Source organism: Serratia entomophila, from assembly GCF_021462285.1.
GTDB lineage: Bacteria > Pseudomonadota > Gammaproteobacteria > Enterobacterales > Enterobacteriaceae > Serratia > Serratia entomophila.
This window is the reverse complement of sequence record NZ_CP082787.1, coordinates 388,805-407,039: the sequence shown is the minus strand read 5'-3', so window position 1 is coordinate 407,039 and position 18,235 is coordinate 388,805. Positions and strand designations below refer to the sequence as shown.

At 57.5% G+C, this 18,235-nt stretch carries 17 protein-coding genes and 2 tRNA genes; 4 read left to right on the top strand and 15 right to left on the bottom strand.

The features are described 5' to 3' along the window. Positions 1-15: 15 nt before the first annotated feature. The 10 genes from infB to rlmE form a co-directional block, all read right to left on the bottom strand. Positions 16-2,703, bottom strand: a complete 2,688-nt coding sequence (infB, locus tag KHA73_RS01890) for a translation initiation factor IF-2 (protein WP_234587913.1) — start codon at positions 2,701-2,703, stop codon at positions 16-18. A gap of 24 nt (positions 2,704-2,727) precedes the next feature. Then, entirely contained in the window at positions 2,728-4,236 is a 1,509-nt protein-coding gene (gene nusA, locus KHA73_RS01885) for a transcription termination factor NusA (protein ID WP_234587911.1), read from the bottom strand. A 21-nt stretch (positions 4,237-4,257) separates the two neighbouring features. Continuing rightward, complete coding sequence (gene rimP / locus KHA73_RS01880; RefSeq protein ID WP_004952852.1) at positions 4,258-4,710, bottom strand: ribosome maturation factor RimP; 453 nt, start codon at positions 4,708-4,710, stop codon at positions 4,258-4,260. 217 nt (positions 4,711-4,927) lie between these two features. Beyond that, positions 4,928-5,004 (bottom strand) — tRNA-Met (locus KHA73_RS01875). 60 nt (positions 5,005-5,064) lie between these two features. Further along, positions 5,065-5,151 (bottom strand) — tRNA-Leu (locus KHA73_RS01870). Positions 5,152-5,229: 78 nt separating this feature from the next. Then, on the bottom strand, positions 5,230-5,565 hold the full coding sequence (gene secG, locus KHA73_RS01865; protein ID WP_061799947.1) for a preprotein translocase subunit SecG: 336 nt from the start codon (positions 5,563-5,565) through the stop codon (positions 5,230-5,232). Between the two features lie 221 nt (positions 5,566-5,786). After that, positions 5,787-7,124 (bottom strand): phosphoglucosamine mutase, encoded by a 1,338-nt coding sequence (glmM, locus tag KHA73_RS01860; protein WP_234587909.1) that lies wholly within the window; start codon positions 7,122-7,124, stop codon positions 5,787-5,789. 4 nt (positions 7,125-7,128) lie between these two features. Continuing rightward, a complete protein-coding gene (gene folP / locus KHA73_RS01855; RefSeq protein ID WP_234587907.1) occupies positions 7,129-7,965 on the bottom strand; it encodes a dihydropteroate synthase in 837 nt (278 codons plus the stop codon). Positions 7,966-8,047: 82 nt separating this feature from the next. Continuing rightward, positions 8,048-9,979, bottom strand: coding sequence for an ATP-dependent zinc metalloprotease FtsH (ftsH, locus tag KHA73_RS01850; protein ID WP_234587905.1), 1,932 nt, complete (start codon positions 9,977-9,979; stop codon positions 8,048-8,050). Between the two features lie 56 nt (positions 9,980-10,035). Then, entirely contained in the window at positions 10,036-10,665 is a 630-nt protein-coding gene (gene rlmE, locus KHA73_RS01845) for a 23S rRNA (uridine(2552)-2'-O)-methyltransferase RlmE (protein ID WP_061799941.1), read from the bottom strand. A gap of 143 nt (positions 10,666-10,808) precedes the next feature. On the opposite strand from rlmE, the gene yhbY reads away from it, so the two are divergent. Continuing rightward, positions 10,809-11,102, top strand: coding sequence for a ribosome assembly RNA-binding protein YhbY (gene yhbY, locus KHA73_RS01840; protein ID WP_004933536.1), 294 nt, complete (start codon positions 10,809-10,811; stop codon positions 11,100-11,102). A gap of 114 nt (positions 11,103-11,216) precedes the next feature. Here the strand turns inward: yhbY and greA are convergent, their stop codons facing one another. Next, positions 11,217-11,693, bottom strand: coding sequence for a transcription elongation factor GreA (greA, locus tag KHA73_RS01835; RefSeq protein WP_234587903.1), 477 nt, complete (start codon positions 11,691-11,693; stop codon positions 11,217-11,219). A 256-nt stretch (positions 11,694-11,949) separates the two neighbouring features. On the opposite strand from greA, the gene dacB reads away from it, so the two are divergent. Genes dacB through pmrB form a run of 3 tightly spaced genes read left to right on the top strand, consistent with a single transcriptional unit; the run spans position 11,950 to position 15,112 of the window. Then, the gene (gene dacB / locus KHA73_RS01830; RefSeq protein WP_234587901.1) at positions 11,950-13,383 is read left to right on the top strand and encodes a serine-type D-Ala-D-Ala carboxypeptidase; all 1,434 of its coding nucleotides are present in this window, start codon (positions 11,950-11,952) and stop codon (positions 13,381-13,383) included. Positions 13,384-13,391: 8 nt separating this feature from the next. After that, positions 13,392-14,054 (top strand): two-component system response regulator PmrA, encoded by a 663-nt coding sequence (pmrA, locus tag KHA73_RS01825; RefSeq protein ID WP_234587899.1) that lies wholly within the window; start codon positions 13,392-13,394, stop codon positions 14,052-14,054. Beyond that, positions 14,051-15,112 carry a two-component system sensor histidine kinase PmrB gene (gene pmrB, locus KHA73_RS01820; protein WP_234587890.1) on the top strand — a complete coding sequence of 354 codons (1,062 nt, stop codon included), beginning with the start codon at positions 14,051-14,053 and terminating at the stop codon, positions 15,110-15,112. The genes pmrA and pmrB overlap by 4 nt, the downstream gene beginning before the upstream one ends. Positions 15,113-15,145: 33 nt before the next feature. Here the strand turns inward: pmrB and cgtA are convergent, their stop codons facing one another. The 4 genes from cgtA to rplU all read right to left on the bottom strand — a co-directional run bounded on the left by cgtA (position 15,146) and on the right by rplU (position 18,004). Then, the gene (gene cgtA, locus KHA73_RS01815) at positions 15,146-16,318 is read right to left on the bottom strand and encodes an Obg family GTPase CgtA (RefSeq protein ID WP_234587875.1); all 1,173 of its coding nucleotides are present in this window, start codon (positions 16,316-16,318) and stop codon (positions 15,146-15,148) included. A 16-nt stretch (positions 16,319-16,334) separates the two neighbouring features. Continuing rightward, on the bottom strand, positions 16,335-17,306 hold the full coding sequence (locus tag KHA73_RS01810; RefSeq protein ID WP_234587868.1) for a DMT family transporter: 972 nt from the start codon (positions 17,304-17,306) through the stop codon (positions 16,335-16,337). A gap of 111 nt (positions 17,307-17,417) precedes the next feature. After that, a complete protein-coding gene (rpmA, locus tag KHA73_RS01805) occupies positions 17,418-17,675 on the bottom strand; it encodes a 50S ribosomal protein L27 (protein WP_004933559.1) in 258 nt (85 codons plus the stop codon). Positions 17,676-17,692: 17 nt separating this feature from the next. After that, a complete protein-coding gene (rplU, locus tag KHA73_RS01800; RefSeq protein WP_004933561.1) occupies positions 17,693-18,004 on the bottom strand; it encodes a 50S ribosomal protein L21 in 312 nt (103 codons plus the stop codon). Between the last annotated feature and the right edge of the window lie 231 nt (positions 18,005-18,235).

Sequence of the window (18,235 nt, the reverse complement as noted above, 5' to 3'; positions counted from 1 at the left end):
GCAGATGTGCAATCGTTAAGCGATGGTGCGTTGAATCTCAATGATTTCGAACACTTCGATCATGTCGCCGACGCGCACGTCGTTGTAGTTCTTAACGCCGATACCACATTCCATGCCGTTACGGACTTCGTTAACGTCATCTTTGAAGCGGCGCAGGGATTCCAGCTCGCCTTCATAGATAACCACGTTGTCGCGCAGAACGCGGATTGGGTTGTGACGTTTGATGTTACCTTCGGTAACCATACAACCTGCAATAGCGCCGAATTTAGGCGATTTGAACACGTCGCGCACTTCGGCCAGGCCGATAATCTGCTGCTTGTATTCAGGCGCCAGCATGCCGCTCATCGCCTGCTTCACTTCGTCGATCAGGTTATAGATAACCGAGTAGTAACGCAGGTCCAGGCTTTCCGCTTCAATCACGCGGCGCGCAGAAGCGTCGGCACGGACGTTGAAGCCCAGGATGATGGCGTTGGAAGCCGCTGCCAGGGTAGCGTCGGTTTCGGTGATGCCCCCTACGCCGGAACCCACAATCTTCACCTTCACTTCGTCGGTAGAGAGTTTCAGCAGTGAATCGCAAATTGCTTCACAAGAACCCTGTACGTCGGATTTCAGTACGATGTTCAGCTCGGAAACTTCACCGTCGGTCATGTTCGCAAACATGTTTTCCAGTTTGGATTTCTGCTGGCGCGCCAGTTTGACTTCGCGGAACTTGCCCTGACGGTACAGCGCAACTTCACGCGCTTTCTTCTCGTCACGCACCACGGTCGCTTCGTCACCCGCCGCCGGAACGCTGGACAGACCCAGGATTTCCACCGGGATAGAAGGACCGGCGGAGGTCACTTCGCGGCCCAGCTCGTCACGCATCGCACGCACGCGGCCGTATTCGAAGCCACACAGCACGATATCGCCCTTGTTCAGCGTACCTTCCTGAACCAGAACGGTAGCCACCGGGCCACGACCTTTATCCAGGAAGGATTCGATAACTACACCGCTGGCCATGCCGCTGCGTACCGCTTTCAGCTCGAGAACTTCGGACTGCAGCAGGATAGCGTTCAGCAGTTCGTCGATACCGGTACCGGCTTTCGCGGATACGTGAACGAACTGCGCTTCGCCGCCCCACTCTTCCGGCATAACGCCGTACTGGGACAGTTCCTGCTTAACGCGATCCGGATCGGCTTCCGGCTTGTCGATTTTGTTCACTGCAACCACCAACGGCACCTGCGCCGCTTTCGCGTGCTGGATAGCTTCGATGGTTTGCGGCATCACGCCGTCGTCGGCGGCAACCACCAGAACCACGATGTCGGTCGCCTGAGCACCGCGGGCACGCATTGAGGTAAAGGCTGCGTGGCCTGGGGTATCCAGGAAGGTGATCATGCCGTTCTCGGTTTCTACGTGGTAAGCACCGATATGCTGGGTAATGCCGCCGGCCTCGCCCGCCGCCACCTTGGTGGAGCGGATGTAGTCCAGCAGAGAGGTTTTACCGTGGTCAACGTGGCCCATGATGGTCACGACCGGCGCGCGCGGCTCTGCGGCGGCACCGGTATCACGGTCGCTCATCAGCGCTTCTTCCAGCTCGTTCTCACGACGCAGGATAACCTTGTGGCCCATCTCTTCGGCAACCAGCTGCGCGGTTTCCTGGTCGATGACCTGGTTGATGGTCGCCATTGCGCCCAGCTTCATCATCGCTTTGATGACCTGAGAGCCTTTAACCGCCATCTTGTTAGCCAGTTCGGCTACGGTGATGGTTTCGCCGATGATAACGTCGCGGTTAACCACCTGAGCCGGCTTGTTGAAGCCCTGCTGCAGGCTGCTTGGCTTACGCTTGCCTTTACCGCCGCGGGTAACGGCGCGCGCTTCTTCGCGGTCCGCTTTGGACTCGGAAAGCTTGTTGCCTTTCTTCTGCTTGGTCGCTTTACCGCCACGGGTGCGGCTGCGGCGCTCGCCTTCAACTTTGGCGTCGTTTTCATCTTCTGCGGCGCGAGCGTGCTGAGAGGTGGTCACGTGGTAGTCTGCCGTTTCAACCGCAGCGCTAGCCGCTTCAGCTTCGGCCCACTTCTCGCCGTTCTCTTCGGCCATACGGCGCGCTTCTTCCGCTACGCGTTTGGCTTCTTCTTCAACCTTACGGCGCACTTCCTCTTCCGCTTTACGTTTCAGTTCAGCGGCTTCGGCTTCACGGCGTGCTTTTTCTGCCTGAGCTGGCTTGGTCATTTCGTCGGTATGTTGATTGGTCACTTTTTCTTTTTCCGCTGAATTACGCTTAGCAATCTCCGCGGCCTCACGTTTGGCTTGCTCTTCGGCTGCGCGCTTCGCTTCCGCTTCGCGTTTCGCTAGCTCTTCCGCTTCGCGCCGTGCCTGCTCTTCCGCTTCACGCTGTGCCTGCTCTGCCGCTTCAGCCTGTTGGGCTTCTGGCGTATCGCGATTTACATAAGTGCGTTTCTTGCGGACCTCAATTTGCACCGATTTACTTTTACCGCCGGTGCTCGGGATATTCAAGGTGCTGCGCGTTTTGCGCTGCAAAGTGAGTTTACCCGGCGCACTGCCGTGTTCACGGTTCAGGTGCGCCAGCAATGTTTCTTTTTCTTGCTGGGTCACAGCGTCCGATTCGGACTTGTTGATCCCTGCATCAGCAAACTGCTGTACCAGGCGATCAACCGGAGTCTGAATCTCTGCTGCCAGCGATTTTACGGTTACATCTGTCGTCATGCTGTTCCTTCCTGCTACAGTTTATTACGCGTTGTCGCCAAACCAACAGATATTACGGGCGGCCATGATCAGCTCGCCGGCTTGCTCGTCGCTAAGCCCTTCAATATCAGCCAGATCGTCAACACCCTGCTCGGCAAGATCTTCCAGCGTACAAACCCCACGCGCGGCCAGTTTAAAGGCCATGCTGCGCTCAAGACCCGGCAGGTTGAGCAAATCATCAGCAGGTTTTTGGTCGCCCAGGCTTTCTTCCTGTGCCAGGGCCAGCGTGGTCAATGCAGCTTTGGCGCGATCGCGCAACGCTTCAACCGTATCTTCATCCAGACCGTCGATTTCCAGCAGCTCTTTGATTGGCACGTAGGCCAGCTCTTCCAGAGTGGAGAAGCCTTCTTCAACCAGGACGGTCGCGAAATCTTCGTCGATATCAAGATACTTGGTGAAGGTATCAATGGCGGCATGAGCTTCGGCCTGGTGCTTGGCCTGCAGATCGTCCGCCGTCATCACGTTCAGTTCCCAACGGTCATCGTCACGATGCTGTTTCAACAGCTGGGAAGCCAAACGCACGTTTTGGCCATTACGGCCGATCGCCTGTGCCAGGTTGCTGGCTTCAACGGCGATATCCATGGTGCAATTATCTTCATCAACCACGATAGAGGCGACGTCTGCCGGCGCCATGGCGTTGATGACGAACTGCGCAGGGTTGTCATCCCACAGGATGATGTCGATACGTTCACCGCCGAGCTCGCTCGAAACGGCCTGAACGCGCGCACCGCGCATACCTACGCAGGCGCCGACCGGGTCGATGCGCTTGTCGTTGGTTTTCACTGCAATTTTCGCACGGGAGCCGGGATCGCGGGCCGCCGCTTTAATCTCAATCACTTCTTCGCCGATTTCCGGCACTTCGATGCGGAACAGTTCTTTCAGCATCTCCGGGCTGGAGCGGCTGACGAACAGCTGCGCGCCGCGGGCTTCAGGGCGTACTGCATACAGCACGCCGCGGATGCGGTCGCCCGGGCGGAAGTTTTCACGCGGCAGCATGTCTTCACGGCCAATCACCGCTTCGGCGTTGCTGCCCAGATCCAGCGCAATGCTGTCGCGGTTAACTTTCTTCACCACGCCGGTGACGATCTCGCCTTCGTGTTCACGGAAAGCGTCAACCACCATCGCGCGCTCGGCTTCGCGCACTTTCTGCACGATTACCTGTTTGGCGGTTTGGGTAGTGATACGGTCGAAGGTAACGGATTCGATCTGATCTTCGATGTATCCGCCCAGCTCGATGCCCGGTTCTTCGTATTGGGCAGCTTCCAGCGTGATTTCACGCGTTGGTTGAGTCACTTCTTCTACGGCGACCCAACGGCGGAAGGTATCGAAATCGCCGGTTTTGCGATCGATGCTGACGCGAACGTCGATTTCCTGCTCGTATTTTTTCTTGGTTGCGGTGGCTAATGCGGTTTCCAACGCCTCGAAAATCTTCTCACGCGGAAGGGATTTTTCATTGGAAACTGCTTCAACAACAGCCAGAATCTCTTTGTTCATCCTAGTTGCCTCATCCAAACTTTAAAAGTGGGGTACCAGGTTCGCTTTCTGGATATTGCTCAGCGCGAACACTTCATCTTTCCCTTCCACAGTAACCGTGATCATCTCGCCGTCGACAGACTTGATAATGCCCTGCCACTTGCGGCGGTTCTGTACCGCCATGCGCAGGACCAGGCTGACTTCTTCACCGAGGAAACGAGTATAGTGCTCTGCGGTGAACATTGGGCGATCAAGGCCAGGAGAGGAGACTTCCAAGTTGTAAGCGACCGTGATTGGCTCTTCGACGTCCAATACAGCGCTGACCTGGTGGCTGACATCAGCACAATCATCAACATTGATGCCGTTTTCACTATCAATATAGATGCGGAGCGTCGATTGGCGCGCACGAATAAATTCGATGCCTACAAGCTCAAAGCCCAACGCTTCTACCGGTGCCGAAAGCATCTCTGTTAACTTTTGCTCTAATGTGGACAAGCCCACCCCCAAGACATAAAAAAAGGGCCTAATAGCCCAGTGATTCTGTTGCCAAATAACAAAAAACCCCGAAAATTCGGGGCTTTATGCAACTGGACCCTGTTTGCCGCTGAGCGGCTTCGGTGCAACTTTCAAGCAAGTGTCATTTTCAAATGTTGTTCGAGAAAAGCGGATTTCATTCGAAAAGTGTATTTGAAAATAAACACTTAAAGGAAAGTGGTTGCGGGGGCCGGATTTGAACCGACGACCTTCGGGTTATGAGCCCGACGAGCTACCAGGCTGCTCCACCCCGCGTCCGAAAACGTGGCAAATACTACGCCGATAATCGCAAATTTGCAAGTTATCTCTGGGATTTGGTACCGAGGATGGGACTCGAACCCACAAGCCCGTTAGGGCACTACCACCTCAAGGTAGCGTGTCTACCAATTCCACCACCTCGGTACAGATTCTTACTGCTAACGGCCGTTGATCCTTCGAGTTCACAACCACCGTTTTCAAACTCTGTTACTGCGTTGCTGCTTACTGCGGGATATCGCTGCTCGGCTTGGCTGGTGCCGCCGGCGCGGTAGTCTGCTCAGATTTCACTGGCTGACCCAAGTTTTCCCACTCGCTGCCTTTCTTGCTTTGGTTGCTGCTGAGGTTGCCCAGAATCAGGCTGATGACGAAGAACAGCGTCGCCAACACAGCAGTCATGCGCGTCATAAAGTTACCGGAACCACTCGAACCGAACAATGTGCCAGATGCACCTGCTCCGAAAGAGGCTCCCATATCAGCGCCTTTACCTTGCTGCAGCATAATCAGAGCGACCAGCCCGATTGAGATCAGCAGGAAAATTACCAGAAGAGCTTCGTACATAGTAGTACCCGTATCCTTGCGGCTTCACCGCATGCCAAATGCTTCTCACCAATAAAGCAGGCGTTTTTACAAACTGCCTACTGAAGCGGGTGTGAATACTAACCAAAGCCGCCAGACCGCGCAAGGGCAATTTGCCGCCGCCGGCGCGTTTGCGGAAAAAAACATCAACAATCATTTTTCCGGGCGCCGGCAAGCCGGCGCCCGGGAGATAACCGCCTGTTTTAACCGGCAGATTTCACCGCGTCGGCGATGCGATGCGCCAGCGTCGTCACCTGCTGCTCGTCCTCGCCTTCCACCATCACGCGGATCAGCGGCTCGGTGCCGGATTTGCGCAGCAGCACGCGGCCGCGGCCGGCCAGTTCGGCTTCAACCTGCTCGGTGATTTTACGCACCTCGTCAGACTCCAGCGGGTTGTGTTCGCCAGCGAAGCGCACGTTGACCAGAATTTGCGGCAGCAGCTTCATGCCGCTGCACAGGTCGTGCAGGCTCATATGGTTGCGTACCATCGCGGTCAGCACCTGCAGCCCGGCCACGATGCCGTCGCCGGTGGTGGTTTTGTCCAGCAGGATCACGTGGCCGGAGTTTTCCGCGCCGATGCGCCAGCCCAGCTCCTGCAGTTTTTCCAGCACGTAGCGGTCGCCCACTTTGGCGCGCGCAAACGGGATGCCCAGCTGCTTCAGCGCCAGCTCCAGCCCCATGTTGCTCATCAGCGTGCCGACGGCGCCGCCGCGCAGCTGCCCCTGGCGCAGGCCTTCGCGGGCGATGATGTACAGGATCTGATCGCCGTCTACCTTGTTGCCCAGGTGATCCACCATCATCACGCGGTCGCCGTCGCCGTCGAACGCCAGGCCGACGTGCGCCTTCTCCTGCAGCACGCGCTCCTGCAGCTGGCGAACGTCGGTGGCGCCGCATTTTTCGTTGATGTTCATGCCGTCCGGCTCCACGCCGATGGCGATCACCGTCGCGCCCAGCTCACGCAGCACGCTCGGCGCGATATGGTAGGTGGCGCCATTGGCGCAGTCGACCACGATTTTCAGCCCCTTCAGGCTCAGTTCGCTCGGGAAGGTGCCTTTGCAGAATTCAATATAGCGGCCGGCTGCATCGATGATGCGGCTGGCTTTGCCCAGCTCGGCGGACTCCACGCAGGTCAGCGGCTTTTCCATCTCGGCTTCGATCGCTTCTTCCACGTGATCCGGCAGCTTGGCGCCGTCGATCGAGAAGAATTTGATGCCGTTATCGTAGAACGGGTTGTGCGAGGCGGAGATGACGATGCCGGCTTCAGCGCGGAAGGTGCGCGTCAGATAGGCCACCGCCGGCGTCGGCATGGGCCCGGTGAAGGAGGCAGACAACCCCGCCGCCGCCAGGCCCGCTTCCAGCGCAGACTCCAGCATATAGCCGGAAATACGGGTATCCTTACCGATGATTATCTTGCGAGAGCCGTGCCGCGCCAGCACTTTGCCGGCTGCCCAACCGAGCTTCAGTACGAAGTCCGGGGTAATTGGGCTATCACCGACCTTGCCACGAATGCCGTCGGTGCCAAAATATTTGCGCTCGCTCATGTTTCTACTGTCCTTTAGCTGAAAGTGTTGCCTCGACGACACGCATCGCCTCGACGGTTTCTTTAACGTCATGCACTCTGACAATCTGTGCGCCCTGCATCGCGGCGATCACCGCGCAGGCCACGCTGCCGATGACCCTTTGGTCAGGCGGCACGTTCAGCAATTGCCCAATCATCGACTTACGCGACATCCCCACCAACAGCGGCAGACCGAAGCGATGAAATTCCGACAACCGAGCCAGAAGCTGATAGTTGTGCGCTAAATTTTTACCGAAACCGAAGCCTGGGTCGAGCAGCAATTTCTGTTTTGTTATGCCGGCGTCATTGCAGCGTTGGATATGGTGCGCAAAAAACGCGTTCACCTCGGCGATCAGATCATCGTAGTGCGGGGCTTGCTGCATGGTGCGCGGCTGGCCTTGCATATGCATCAGGCACACCGGCAGGCCGCTTTCCGCCGCCGCCGCCAACGCGCCCGGCTCCTGCAACGAACGGATATCGTTGATCAGATGCGCACCCGCCTGCGCCGATTCGCGGATCACCCCCGCTTTTGAGGTGTCGACCGAGATAAACACTTCGAAGCGCTGCGCCAGCGCTTCCACCACCGGCACCACCCGCGCGATCTCTTCCTGCTCGCTCACCTCCGCCGCCCCGGGCCGCGTCGATTCGCCCCCCACGTCAATCATGGTGGCGCCGGCCGAAATCAGCGCATGCGCGTGCAGCAGCGCCTGGTTCAGGGTGTTGTGACGGCCGCCGTCGGAAAACGAATCCGGCGTCACGTTGAGGATGCCCATCACCTGAGGATGGGAAAGATTGAGCGTCATGTCTCGCACGGTTAACTGCATGCTTTATCCACCTTACTGTTCTGCCCGCCGGGCAATAAAAAACCCCGGCATGCCGGGGTTTGATGTTATTGCACAGCGAGACTTACTTGTCGAGCTGTTCAGACATGGTATTGCCTGGGTTTGGCGTGCGCGGCTCATCTACCGGCGTCGGGGCTTTTGGGGTGCCGCCGTTGTCGGAGCTGTTGCCCTTGCTCGCATCGTCCCAGCCCGCCGGCGGACGCACGTCTTTGCGGTTCATCAGATCGTCGATCTGCGGCGCATCGATGGTTTCATATTTCATCAGCGCATCCTTCATCGAATGCAGGATGTCCATGTTTTCCATCAGCAGCGCACGAGCGCGTACGTAGTTACGTTCGATCAGCGACTTCACTTCCTGGTCGATGATACGTGCGGTTTCGTCCGACATGTGTTTCGCCTTGGCTACTGAACGGCCCAGGAACACTTCGCCCTCTTCTTCCGCATACAGCAGCGGCCCCAGCTTCTCGGAGAAGCCCCATTGGGTCACCATGTTGCGGGCGATGGAGGTCGCCACTTTAATGTCGTTCGACGCGCCGGTAGAGACTTTTTCCGGACCGTAGATGATCTCTTCCGCCAGACGGCCACCGTACAGGGTGGAGATTTGGCTTTCCAGCTTCTGACGGCTGGCGCTGATCGCATCCCCTTCCGGCAGGAAGAAGGTTACGCCGAGCGCACGGCCGCGAGGAATGATGGTCACCTTGTGAACCGGATCGTGCTCAGGAACCAGACGGCCAATGATGGCGTGGCCTGCTTCGTGATACGCGGTCGACTCTTTCTGCGCTTCGGTCATCACCATGGAGCGACGTTCCGCACCCATCATGATCTTGTCTTTGGCCTTTTCGAACTCAACCATCGACACCACGCGTTTGTTGCCGCGGGCGGCGAACAGCGCCGCTTCGTTGACCAGGTTGGCCAGGTCGGCACCGGAGAAGCCCGGGGTACCGCGCGCAATGACGGAGGCGTCGATATCGGCCGCCAACGGCACGCGGCGCATGTGCACCTTCAGGATCTGCTCACGGCCGCGCACGTCCGGCAGACCTACCACCACCTGACGATCGAAACGGCCCGGACGCAGCAGCGCCGGGTCAAGCACGTCCGGACGGTTGGTTGCCGCGATGACGATGATGCCCTCGTTGCCTTCAAAACCGTCCATCTCAACCAGCATCTGGTTCAGCGTCTGCTCGCGTTCGTCGTGACCGCCGCCCAGACCGGCGCCACGCTGGCGGCCGACGGCGTCGATTTCGTCGATAAAGATGATGCAAGGTGCGGCTTTCTTGGCCTGCTCGAACATGTCGCGCACGCGGGAAGCACCCACACCGACAAACATTTCTACGAAGTCGGAACCGGAAATGGTGAAGAACGGCACTTTCGCTTCGCCGGCGATCGCTTTCGCCAGCAGCGTTTTACCGGTCCCCGGCGGGCCAACCATCAGCACGCCTTTAGGGATCTTGCCGCCCAGCTTCTGGAAACGGCTCGGTTCGCGCAGGTATTCCACCAGTTCGCTCACTTCTTCTTTCGCTTCGTCACAGCCGGCGACGTCAGCAAAAGTGGTTTTGATCTGATCTTCGGTCAGCATGCGGGCCTTGCTCTTGCCGAACGACATCGCGCCCTTGCCGCCGCCGCCCTGCATTTGGCGCATAAAGAAGATCCAGACCCCGATCAGCAACAGCATCGGGAACCAAGAAATAAAGATAGAGGCCAGCAGGCTCGGCTCTTCAGGCGGCTCGCCGACAACTTTCACATTCTTCGTTAACAACGTATCCAGCAACTTGGGATCGTTGACGGGGATGTAGGTCGTGTATTTGTTACTGTCTTTCTTGGTAACGTTAATTTCACGTCCGTTAATTCGCGCTTCGCGAACCTGGTCCTGGGTCAGTTCGGACATGAAGGTAGAATAATCTACCCTACGGCCATTCGACTCGCTGGGCCCAAAGCTCTGGAATACAGACATCAACACTACCGCGATGACTAACCAGAGAATTAGGTTTTTCGCCATGTCACTCAAGGGATTAACCTCATATTACAACTGTGTTAACAAACAGCGTTAGGGTACTACAGCTTGCGCCCTGTCGCTACAATGTACACTTCGCGCGAACGTGCGCGGGAAGCGTCAGGCTTACGAATCTTAACCTTCGTAAACAGGGAGCGAATTTCCCGTAGGTACTCGTCAAAGCCATCTCCCTGGAACACCTTCACCAGGAAACTTCCGCCTGGTGCGAGGACATCACGACACATCTCCAGTGCTAACTCCACCAGATACATCGATCTTGGTATATCGACGGCCGGAGTGCCACTCATATTCGGGGCCATATCGGACATGACCACCTGAACCTTACTTTCACCTACACGTTCCAACAGCGCTTTAAGCACCAGTTCATCACGAAAATCGCCCTGAAGGAAATCGACGCCAACGATAGGATCCATTGGCAAAATATCACAGGCGATGATGCGACCGGTACCGCCGATTTGGGTGACCACGTATTGCGACCAGCCTCCCGGCGCTGCTCCCAGGTCCACGACGGTCATGCCCGGCTTGAACAGTTTGTCACTCTGCTGTATTTCATCCAGTTTAAACCAGGCGCGGGAACGCAGCCCCTTTTTCTGCGCCTGCTGCACATATTTATCGCTAAAGTGTTCCTGCAACCAGCGACTGGAGCTAGCAGAACGCTTTTTATTAGCCATCTCGTTTTCCAACTATCATAAAAAGAGTCTTATGTCAGGTTCGCTGCTCACGTAGACTCACACCGGTGAAGACCGATTTGGTGATACACATGAGATGGCGGTAGAATGTACCGTTTTCAATCCCAACTTAAGTAAAAAAGACAATGAATCTGAATAATAAACAAAAACAGCACCTGAAAGGCCTGGCGCATCCGTTAAAACCGGTTGTCATGCTGGGTAATAACGGTCTCACCGAAGGGGTGCTGGCTGAAATTGAACAGGCTCTGGAGCATCACGAGCTGATCAAGGTGAAAATCGCCGCTGAAGATCGCGAAACCAAAACCCTGATCGCCGACGCTATCGTGCGTGAAACGGGCGCCTGCAACGTGCAAGTCATCGGCAGTACGCTTATTCTTTACCGCCCGTCTAAAGAGCGCAAGATCAGTCTACCGCGTTAATAAACGTCAGGTTAACGAAAAGGTGCCATGCACCCGATTCAGATAAAAGGCCGCGAGCGGCCTTTTTCCTTTCTTTACAAAACCCTGGCGCATTTCTGACCGTTCGGCGAACGATCAGAGATACTCCACCTTCAGGATTTCGTAATCCACGTCGCCGCCCGGGGTTTTGATCACCACCACGTCGTCTTGTTCTTTGCCGATCAAACCGCGCGCCATCGGCGAATTTACCGAAATCAGATTTTTCTTGAAATCGGCTTCATCGTCGCCAACGATGCGGTAGGTAACCTCTTCTTCGCTATCCAGGTTCAGCACCGAAACGGTGGCGCCAAAAATCACGCGGCCGGTATTAGGCATCTTGGTGATATCGATTACCTGCGCGTTAGACAGTTTGGCTTCAATTTCCTGAATGCGTCCTTCGCAGAATCCCTGCTGCTCACGGGCGGCATGGTACTCGGCGTTTTCTTTCAGATCGCCGTGCTCGCGGGCGTCAGCGATGTCGGCAATGATCTTCGGACGGCGTACGCCTTTCAGATATTCAAGTTCTTCGCGCAGTTTTTCAGCGCCAAACAAGGTCATCGGAATCTGTTTCATCGTATAAATACCTCTAAATCTTTCCTGTTCAAATAGCCGTCATCCTGACGTGTTCGTATGAAAACACGGTTGGCTTATCGCCCCCCGCCTCCAGGCGACAAACAAAAGAAACCTGACTCGGGGCTATGCCCAAGTCAGGATCGATTTTGCATTTTGATACGCATTTTAGCCTAGAGTTCCTTGAGGGTCATCGTTTACTTTTTCCCTGAATGCACCGTAGTATGACGGCACGTTATCCAGCTGTTATCCCGAGATTATGCGTTTTTCACGAATTGTCAGTGCATTGGCTTGCGCATTTGTTCTGAATGCGAATGCGGCCCCGGTTGAAGATTACACACAATATTTGCCTGATGGGGCCAACCTTGCCCTGGTAGTTCAGAAGATCGGCGCCACCGCGCCGACCATCGATTATCACGCTCAGCAAATGGCACTGCCGGCCAGTACCCAGAAGGTGCTGACAGCGCTGGCGGCATTGCTGCAGCTCGGGCCGGACTACCGCTTCACCACCACGCTGGAGAGCCAGGGCAGCATCAGCGACGGCGTGCTGCGCGGCAACCTGATCGCCCGCTTCAGCGGCGATCCGACCTTCAAGCGCCAAAGCCTGCGCAACATGGTGGCGGTTCTTAAGAAACAGGGCGTGCGCCAGATTACCGGCGACGTGCTGGTCGACACCTCGGTGTTCGCCAGCCACGACAAGGCGCCCGGCTGGCCGTGGAACGACCTGACGCAGTGCTTCAGCGCCCCACCGGCGGCGGCGATTGTCGATCGCAACTGCTTCTCGGTGTCGCTGTACAGCGCGCCGAACCCGGGCGAGATGGCGTTTATCCGCGTCGCCTCCTATTACCCGGTCAATATGTTCAGCCAGGTGCGCACGCTGGCGCGAGGCTCTGCCGACGCCCAATATTGCGAACTGGACGTGATGCCGGGCGAGCTGAACCGCTTTACCCTGACCGGCTGCCTGACGCAGCGCAGCGAGCCGCTGCCGCTGGCCTTCGCCATTCAGGACGGCGCCAGCTATGCGGGTGCTATCCTGAAAGATGAGCTGATACAGGCGGGCATCCAGATCGACGGCCACCTGAAGCGCCAGACCCAGCCGGGCCTTAAAGGCGAGGTGATAGCGCAGACCCAGTCGGCGCCGCTGCATGACCTGCTGAAAATCATGCTGAAAAAATCGGACAACATGATTGCCGATACCGTATTCCGCACCATCGGCCACGAGCGCTTCGGCGTACCGGGCACCTGGCGCGCGGGCGCCGACGCGGTGCGGCAGGTGCTACGCCAGAAGGCCGGCGTCGATCTGGGCAACAGCATCGTGGTGGACGGCTCAGGCCTGTCGCGCCACAACCTGCTGGCGCCGGCGACCATGATGCAGGCGCTGCAGTACATTGCGCAGCATGACAACGAACTGAACTTTATCTCGATGCTGCCGCTGTCCGGCTACGACGGCACCCTGCGCTACCGCGGCGGCCTGCACGAAGCCGGCGTCGACGGCAAAGTGTCGGCCAAGACCGGCGCGCTGCAGGGCGTCTACAACCTGGCCGGCTTTATCACCACCGCCAGCGGCCAGCGCATGGCCTTCGTGCAATACCTGTCCGGCTACGCCGTACCGCCGGAAGATCAGAAGCAGCGCCGCGCGCCGCTGGTGCGTTTCGAAAGCCGCCTGTATCGGGATATTTACCAGAACAACTGAGGATCGCCATGAAGCTGCTGATAGTGGAAGACGATGAGCTGTTGCAACAGGGAGTGGCGCTGGCGCTGACCGGCGACGGTTACGCCTGCGACTGCGCGGGTACGGCAGCGGAGGCCAACAGCCTGCTCGTCACCAGCCAGTACAGTATGGTGATCCTTGATCTCGGTCTGCCGGACATGGACGGCGCCAGCCTGCTGCGGCAGTGGCGCCGCCAGCAGATTGACCTGCCGGTACTGATCCTCACCGCCCGCGATGCGCTGGAAGACCGCGTCGACGGGCTGGACGCCGGCGCCGACGACTACCTGGTCAAACCCTTCGCGTTGGTCGAGCTGCAGGCGCGGGTGCGCGCCCTGATACGCCGCTACCAGGGCCACAGCGACAACCTGATGCAGGTGGACGACCTGCAGCTCAATCTCTCCAGCCAGCAGGTTTACCTGCAGCAGCAGCCGGTGGAGGTGACGCCAAAGGAGTTCGCCATTCTGTCGCGCCTGATGATGCGCGCCGGGCAGACGGTCAACCGCGAGCTGCTGCAGCAGGATCTCTACACCTGGCAGGACGATTTAGGCTCCAATACGCTGGAAGTGCATATCCATAACCTGCGCCGCAAACTGGGCAAAGATCGCATTCGCACGGTGCGCGGCATCGGCTATCGTCTGGAACCGGCATCATGATCAGCATGCGCCGTCGTCTGTTGCTGATGCTGGCGCTGATCCTTCTGGTCACCCAGCTTATCAGCGCCTTTTGGCTGTGGCACGAGAGCCAGGAGCAAATCAGCTTCCTGGTGGATGAAACCTTGTCCGCCAAGGTGCGCACCGAACGCGTCGACACCGAAATCGCCGAGGCCATCGCCTCGTTGCTGGCCCCTTCGCTGATCATGATGATCGTCACGCTGCTGGCCTCTTTTTGGGCCATCAGCTGGATTATCCGCCCGCTCAACCAACTGCAACAACGGCTGGAAAAACGTTCCGCCGATAATCTCACCCCTCTGCCAATCAGCAGCGACAGCCAGGAAATGGTGGCGGTCACCAACGCGCTCAACCAGTTGTTCTCACGCCTGGACAACACCATCCAGCAGGAGCGGTTGTTCACCGCCGACGCCGCCCACGAGCTGCGCACGCCGCTGGCCGGCATCCGGCTGCATCTGGAACTGATGGTGAAACAAGGCATTAAACAGAGCGAACCCTTGATCGTCCGCATCGACCAACTGATGCACACCGTCGAGCAACTGCTGATGCTGTCGCGCGCCGGGCAGGACTTCGCCAGCGGCCATTACCAGCATTTCGACTGGGTGGCCGACGTGATCAAGCCGCTGCGCGAAGAGCTTGGCGAACTGGTCGCCCAGCGTGCGCAGAGGCTGTACTGGCAGTTGCCCACTGCGGCCCCGGTGCATGGCGATCCGGTGCTGCTGCGCCTGCTGCTGCGCAATCTGGTCGAGAACGCCCACCGCTACAGCCCTGAGGGCAGCGCCATTCAAGTGTCGCTCAGCCCACAGGATAGCGGCCATCTGCTGCAGGTGATCGATGAAGGGCCGGGGATAAAGGAGAATATGGTCGGGGAACTGACGCAGGCGTTTCGCCGTATGGATCAACGCTATGGCGGCAGCGGGCTGGGGTTGAACATCGTCATTCGCATTATGCAGCTGCACCAAGGGCGTTTGACGCTGGAGAACCGCCGCGACGCCAGCGGGCTGAACGCGCAATGCTGGCTGCCGGAAAACGCCATGAAATAAAAGGGCCCAGCATTGCTGAGCCCCTTCACCGGTTTATTTCTGGTAGATGATTTCGACGCCTTCGTCGTCATCTTCGTCCCAGTCGTCATCCCAGTCGTCTTCCGCTTCGGCTTCCACTTCCGCGATTTGCTCGCGGTGGTAGTCGTCCCACATGAACTCGACCTTCTCCGGCGCGCTTTCTTCAATCGCCATCGCTTTCGGTTGGGTGTTGATGAATTTCATCACGTCCCAGCACAGCGCGTTGACGCCTTCGCGGTTGACTGCGGAGATCATGTAGTAGTGACCTTCCCACCCCATGGCCTCTACGATCGCCTTGGCGCGCTCGGCGGCTTCTTCCTCACCAATCACATCAATCTTGTTGAAAACCAGCCAGCGTGGCTTCTGCGCCAGATTTTCGCTGTATTGGTTCAGCTCGTTAATGATGATTTTAGCGTTTTCCACCGGATCGGATTCGTCGATCGGCGCAATGTCCACCAGGTGCAGCAGCACGCGGCAACGCTCCAGGTGCTTCAGGAAGCGGATACCCAGGCCGGCGCCGTCGGAAGCGCCTTCAATCAGCCCCGGGATGTCGGCGACCACAAAGCTCTGCTCGTGGTCCATACGCACCACGCCCAGGCTTGGCACCAGCGTGGTGAACGGATAGTCGGCCACCTTCGGCTTGGCGGCGGATACCGCGCGGATAAAGGTCGACTTGCCGGCGTTCGGCAGGCCCAGCATGCCCACGTCGGCCAGCAGCAGCAGTTCCAGCAGGATATCGCGAGCTTCGCCGGCGGTGCCCAGCGTCTTCTGACGCGGTGCGCGGTTAACCGAGGATTTAAAGCGGGTGTTGCCCAGGCCGTGCCAGCCGCCTTTGGCGACCATCAGCTTTTGCTCGTGCCGGGTCATATCGCCGAGGATTTCGCCGGTGCCCTGATCCTTCACGCGGGTGCCGACCGGCACCTTGATGATGATGTCTTTGCCGCGCTTGCCGGTGCAGTCACGGCTTTGGCCGTTCTGGCCACGCTCGGCGCGGAAGGATTTCTCAAAGCGGTAATCGATCAGCGTGTTGAGGTTTTCATCGGCCAGCAGATAGACGTCGCCGCCGTCGCCGCCGTCGCCGCCGTCCGGCCCGCCGTTCGGGATATATTTTTCGCGGCGGAAGCTGACGCAACCATTACCACCGTCACCTGCAACGACCAGAATCGCTGCTTCATCTACAAACTTCATTTACCGTCTCCGTAAATCATTCACCGGGCTGCTTCAAAGGAGCAACCAGGCTGGTTTCTGCCCGTCGCGGCCACCACCGGTGACCAATTGCGGAAAACATGGCGCCCGCCACCACCACAAAAGCGCCGACATAACCGACGACGTTCAAGGTCGGCGCGGCGAATGCCTGTGGCCAGGCCAGCGCCAATAAATCTGAAAACAGCAGGGTAAACAGCGGCGTTAATGTCACTAACGCGCTTACCTGTGCAGCCTGCCAGCGCGCCATCGCTTCCGCCAGCGCGCCATAGCCAATCAGCGTGTTGGCGCCGCAAAACAGCAGACAGGCCAACTGCCAGCCGCTGAGCTGGAAAATCACCTCCGGCCGGGCCAGAGGGAATAACGCGATTGCACATAAAGTGTACAACATTACCAGGATCTGCGGCGAGGCCAATCGGCGCAGCAACACCTTCTGCGCCACGCCGTAGCTGACCCAGACCGCCGCCGCACAGACCCCCAACAGCACCCCAAGGGTGTAATCCGTCAGGCGGGTGAAGATCTCGAACAGGCTGACGTTGAAAAACAGCATCAGCCCGCAGATCAGCATCAGTGCGCCAATGACCTGCGTGACGCGCATCCGCTCTTTTAAAATCAGCACGCTGGCGAACATCATGCCCACCGGCGAGAGCTGGCCGATCACCTGCGAGGCCGTCGGGCTAAGGTACTGCAGCGACGAGCTGAAAAACACGAAGTTCCCCAACAGCCCTGCGGTGGCGATAGCCAACAGCAACAGCCAGCGCGGCTGGCGGAACATCGTCAGCGGCGGCAGCCTGCCGCGCACCGCCAGGATCAGCCCAAGGCCGATGGCGGCAATGGTAAAGCGATACCAGACAATGGTAAACGGCTCCATCACCGCCAGCACTTCTTTCATCGCTATCGGCAGCGCGCCCCAACAAACCGCCGTGGTTAACGCCAGGGCAATGCCCAAACCGACCTGCTGTTTCGTATCCATATGCCCTTTGCCAGCGCTGACGGGCCTGCGGCCTGAAATATGACGGGTATAAATGTAAAAAGCCCCGCAACGAATTGCGGGGCTTACATCTATTTCGTAAGGCTCGAAAAATTATTCAGCTTCGATGCTGATGAATTTACGATTGCTCGGGCCTTTAACTTCGAATTTGACTTTACCGTCTTTCAAAGCAAACAGAGTGTGGTCTTTGCCGCAACCCACGTTGGTACCAGCGTGGAATTTGGTGCCGCGCTGACGAACGATGATGCTGCCTGCCAGTACTGCTTCGCCGCCAAAGCGTTTTACGCCCAGACGTTTAGCTTCTGAATCGCGACCGTTACGAGTCGAGCCGCCAGCCTTTTTGTGTGCCATTAATCCGCTCTCCTAACTTAAGCGCTGATGCCGGTGATTTTAACGTCAGTGAACCACTGACGGTGGCCCTGCTGCTTACGGTGGTGCTTACGACGACGAAACTTAACAATCTTAATTTTCTCGCCACGACCGTGAGCAACGACTTCAGCTTTGATCTTACCGCCATCGACGAAAGGAACGCCGATTTTGATATCTTCGCCATTAGCAATCATCAGAATCTGGTCAAACTCAACCGCTTCACCAGTTGCGATGTCCAGCTTTTCCAAGCGAACGGTCTGACCTTCGCTTACTCGGTGTTGTTTACCACCACTTTGGAAAACCGCGTACATATAAAACTCCGCTTTCCGCGTGCTCAACTGTGTTAGTACAGAGCGCGCTATAAATATTCACAATAGGGCGCGAATTCTACGCAAAAAACCGACGCATGACAAGAGCAGAATAAGACCAGAAGCAGAAAAAAGAAGAAAAAAACCACAGTTTCTTTCGTGGCGTTTATCTGAATCGTTTTTCAAGTACAATCAGGGGGACAGTTACCGCCATGTACCGATGTGAGCAGCGAT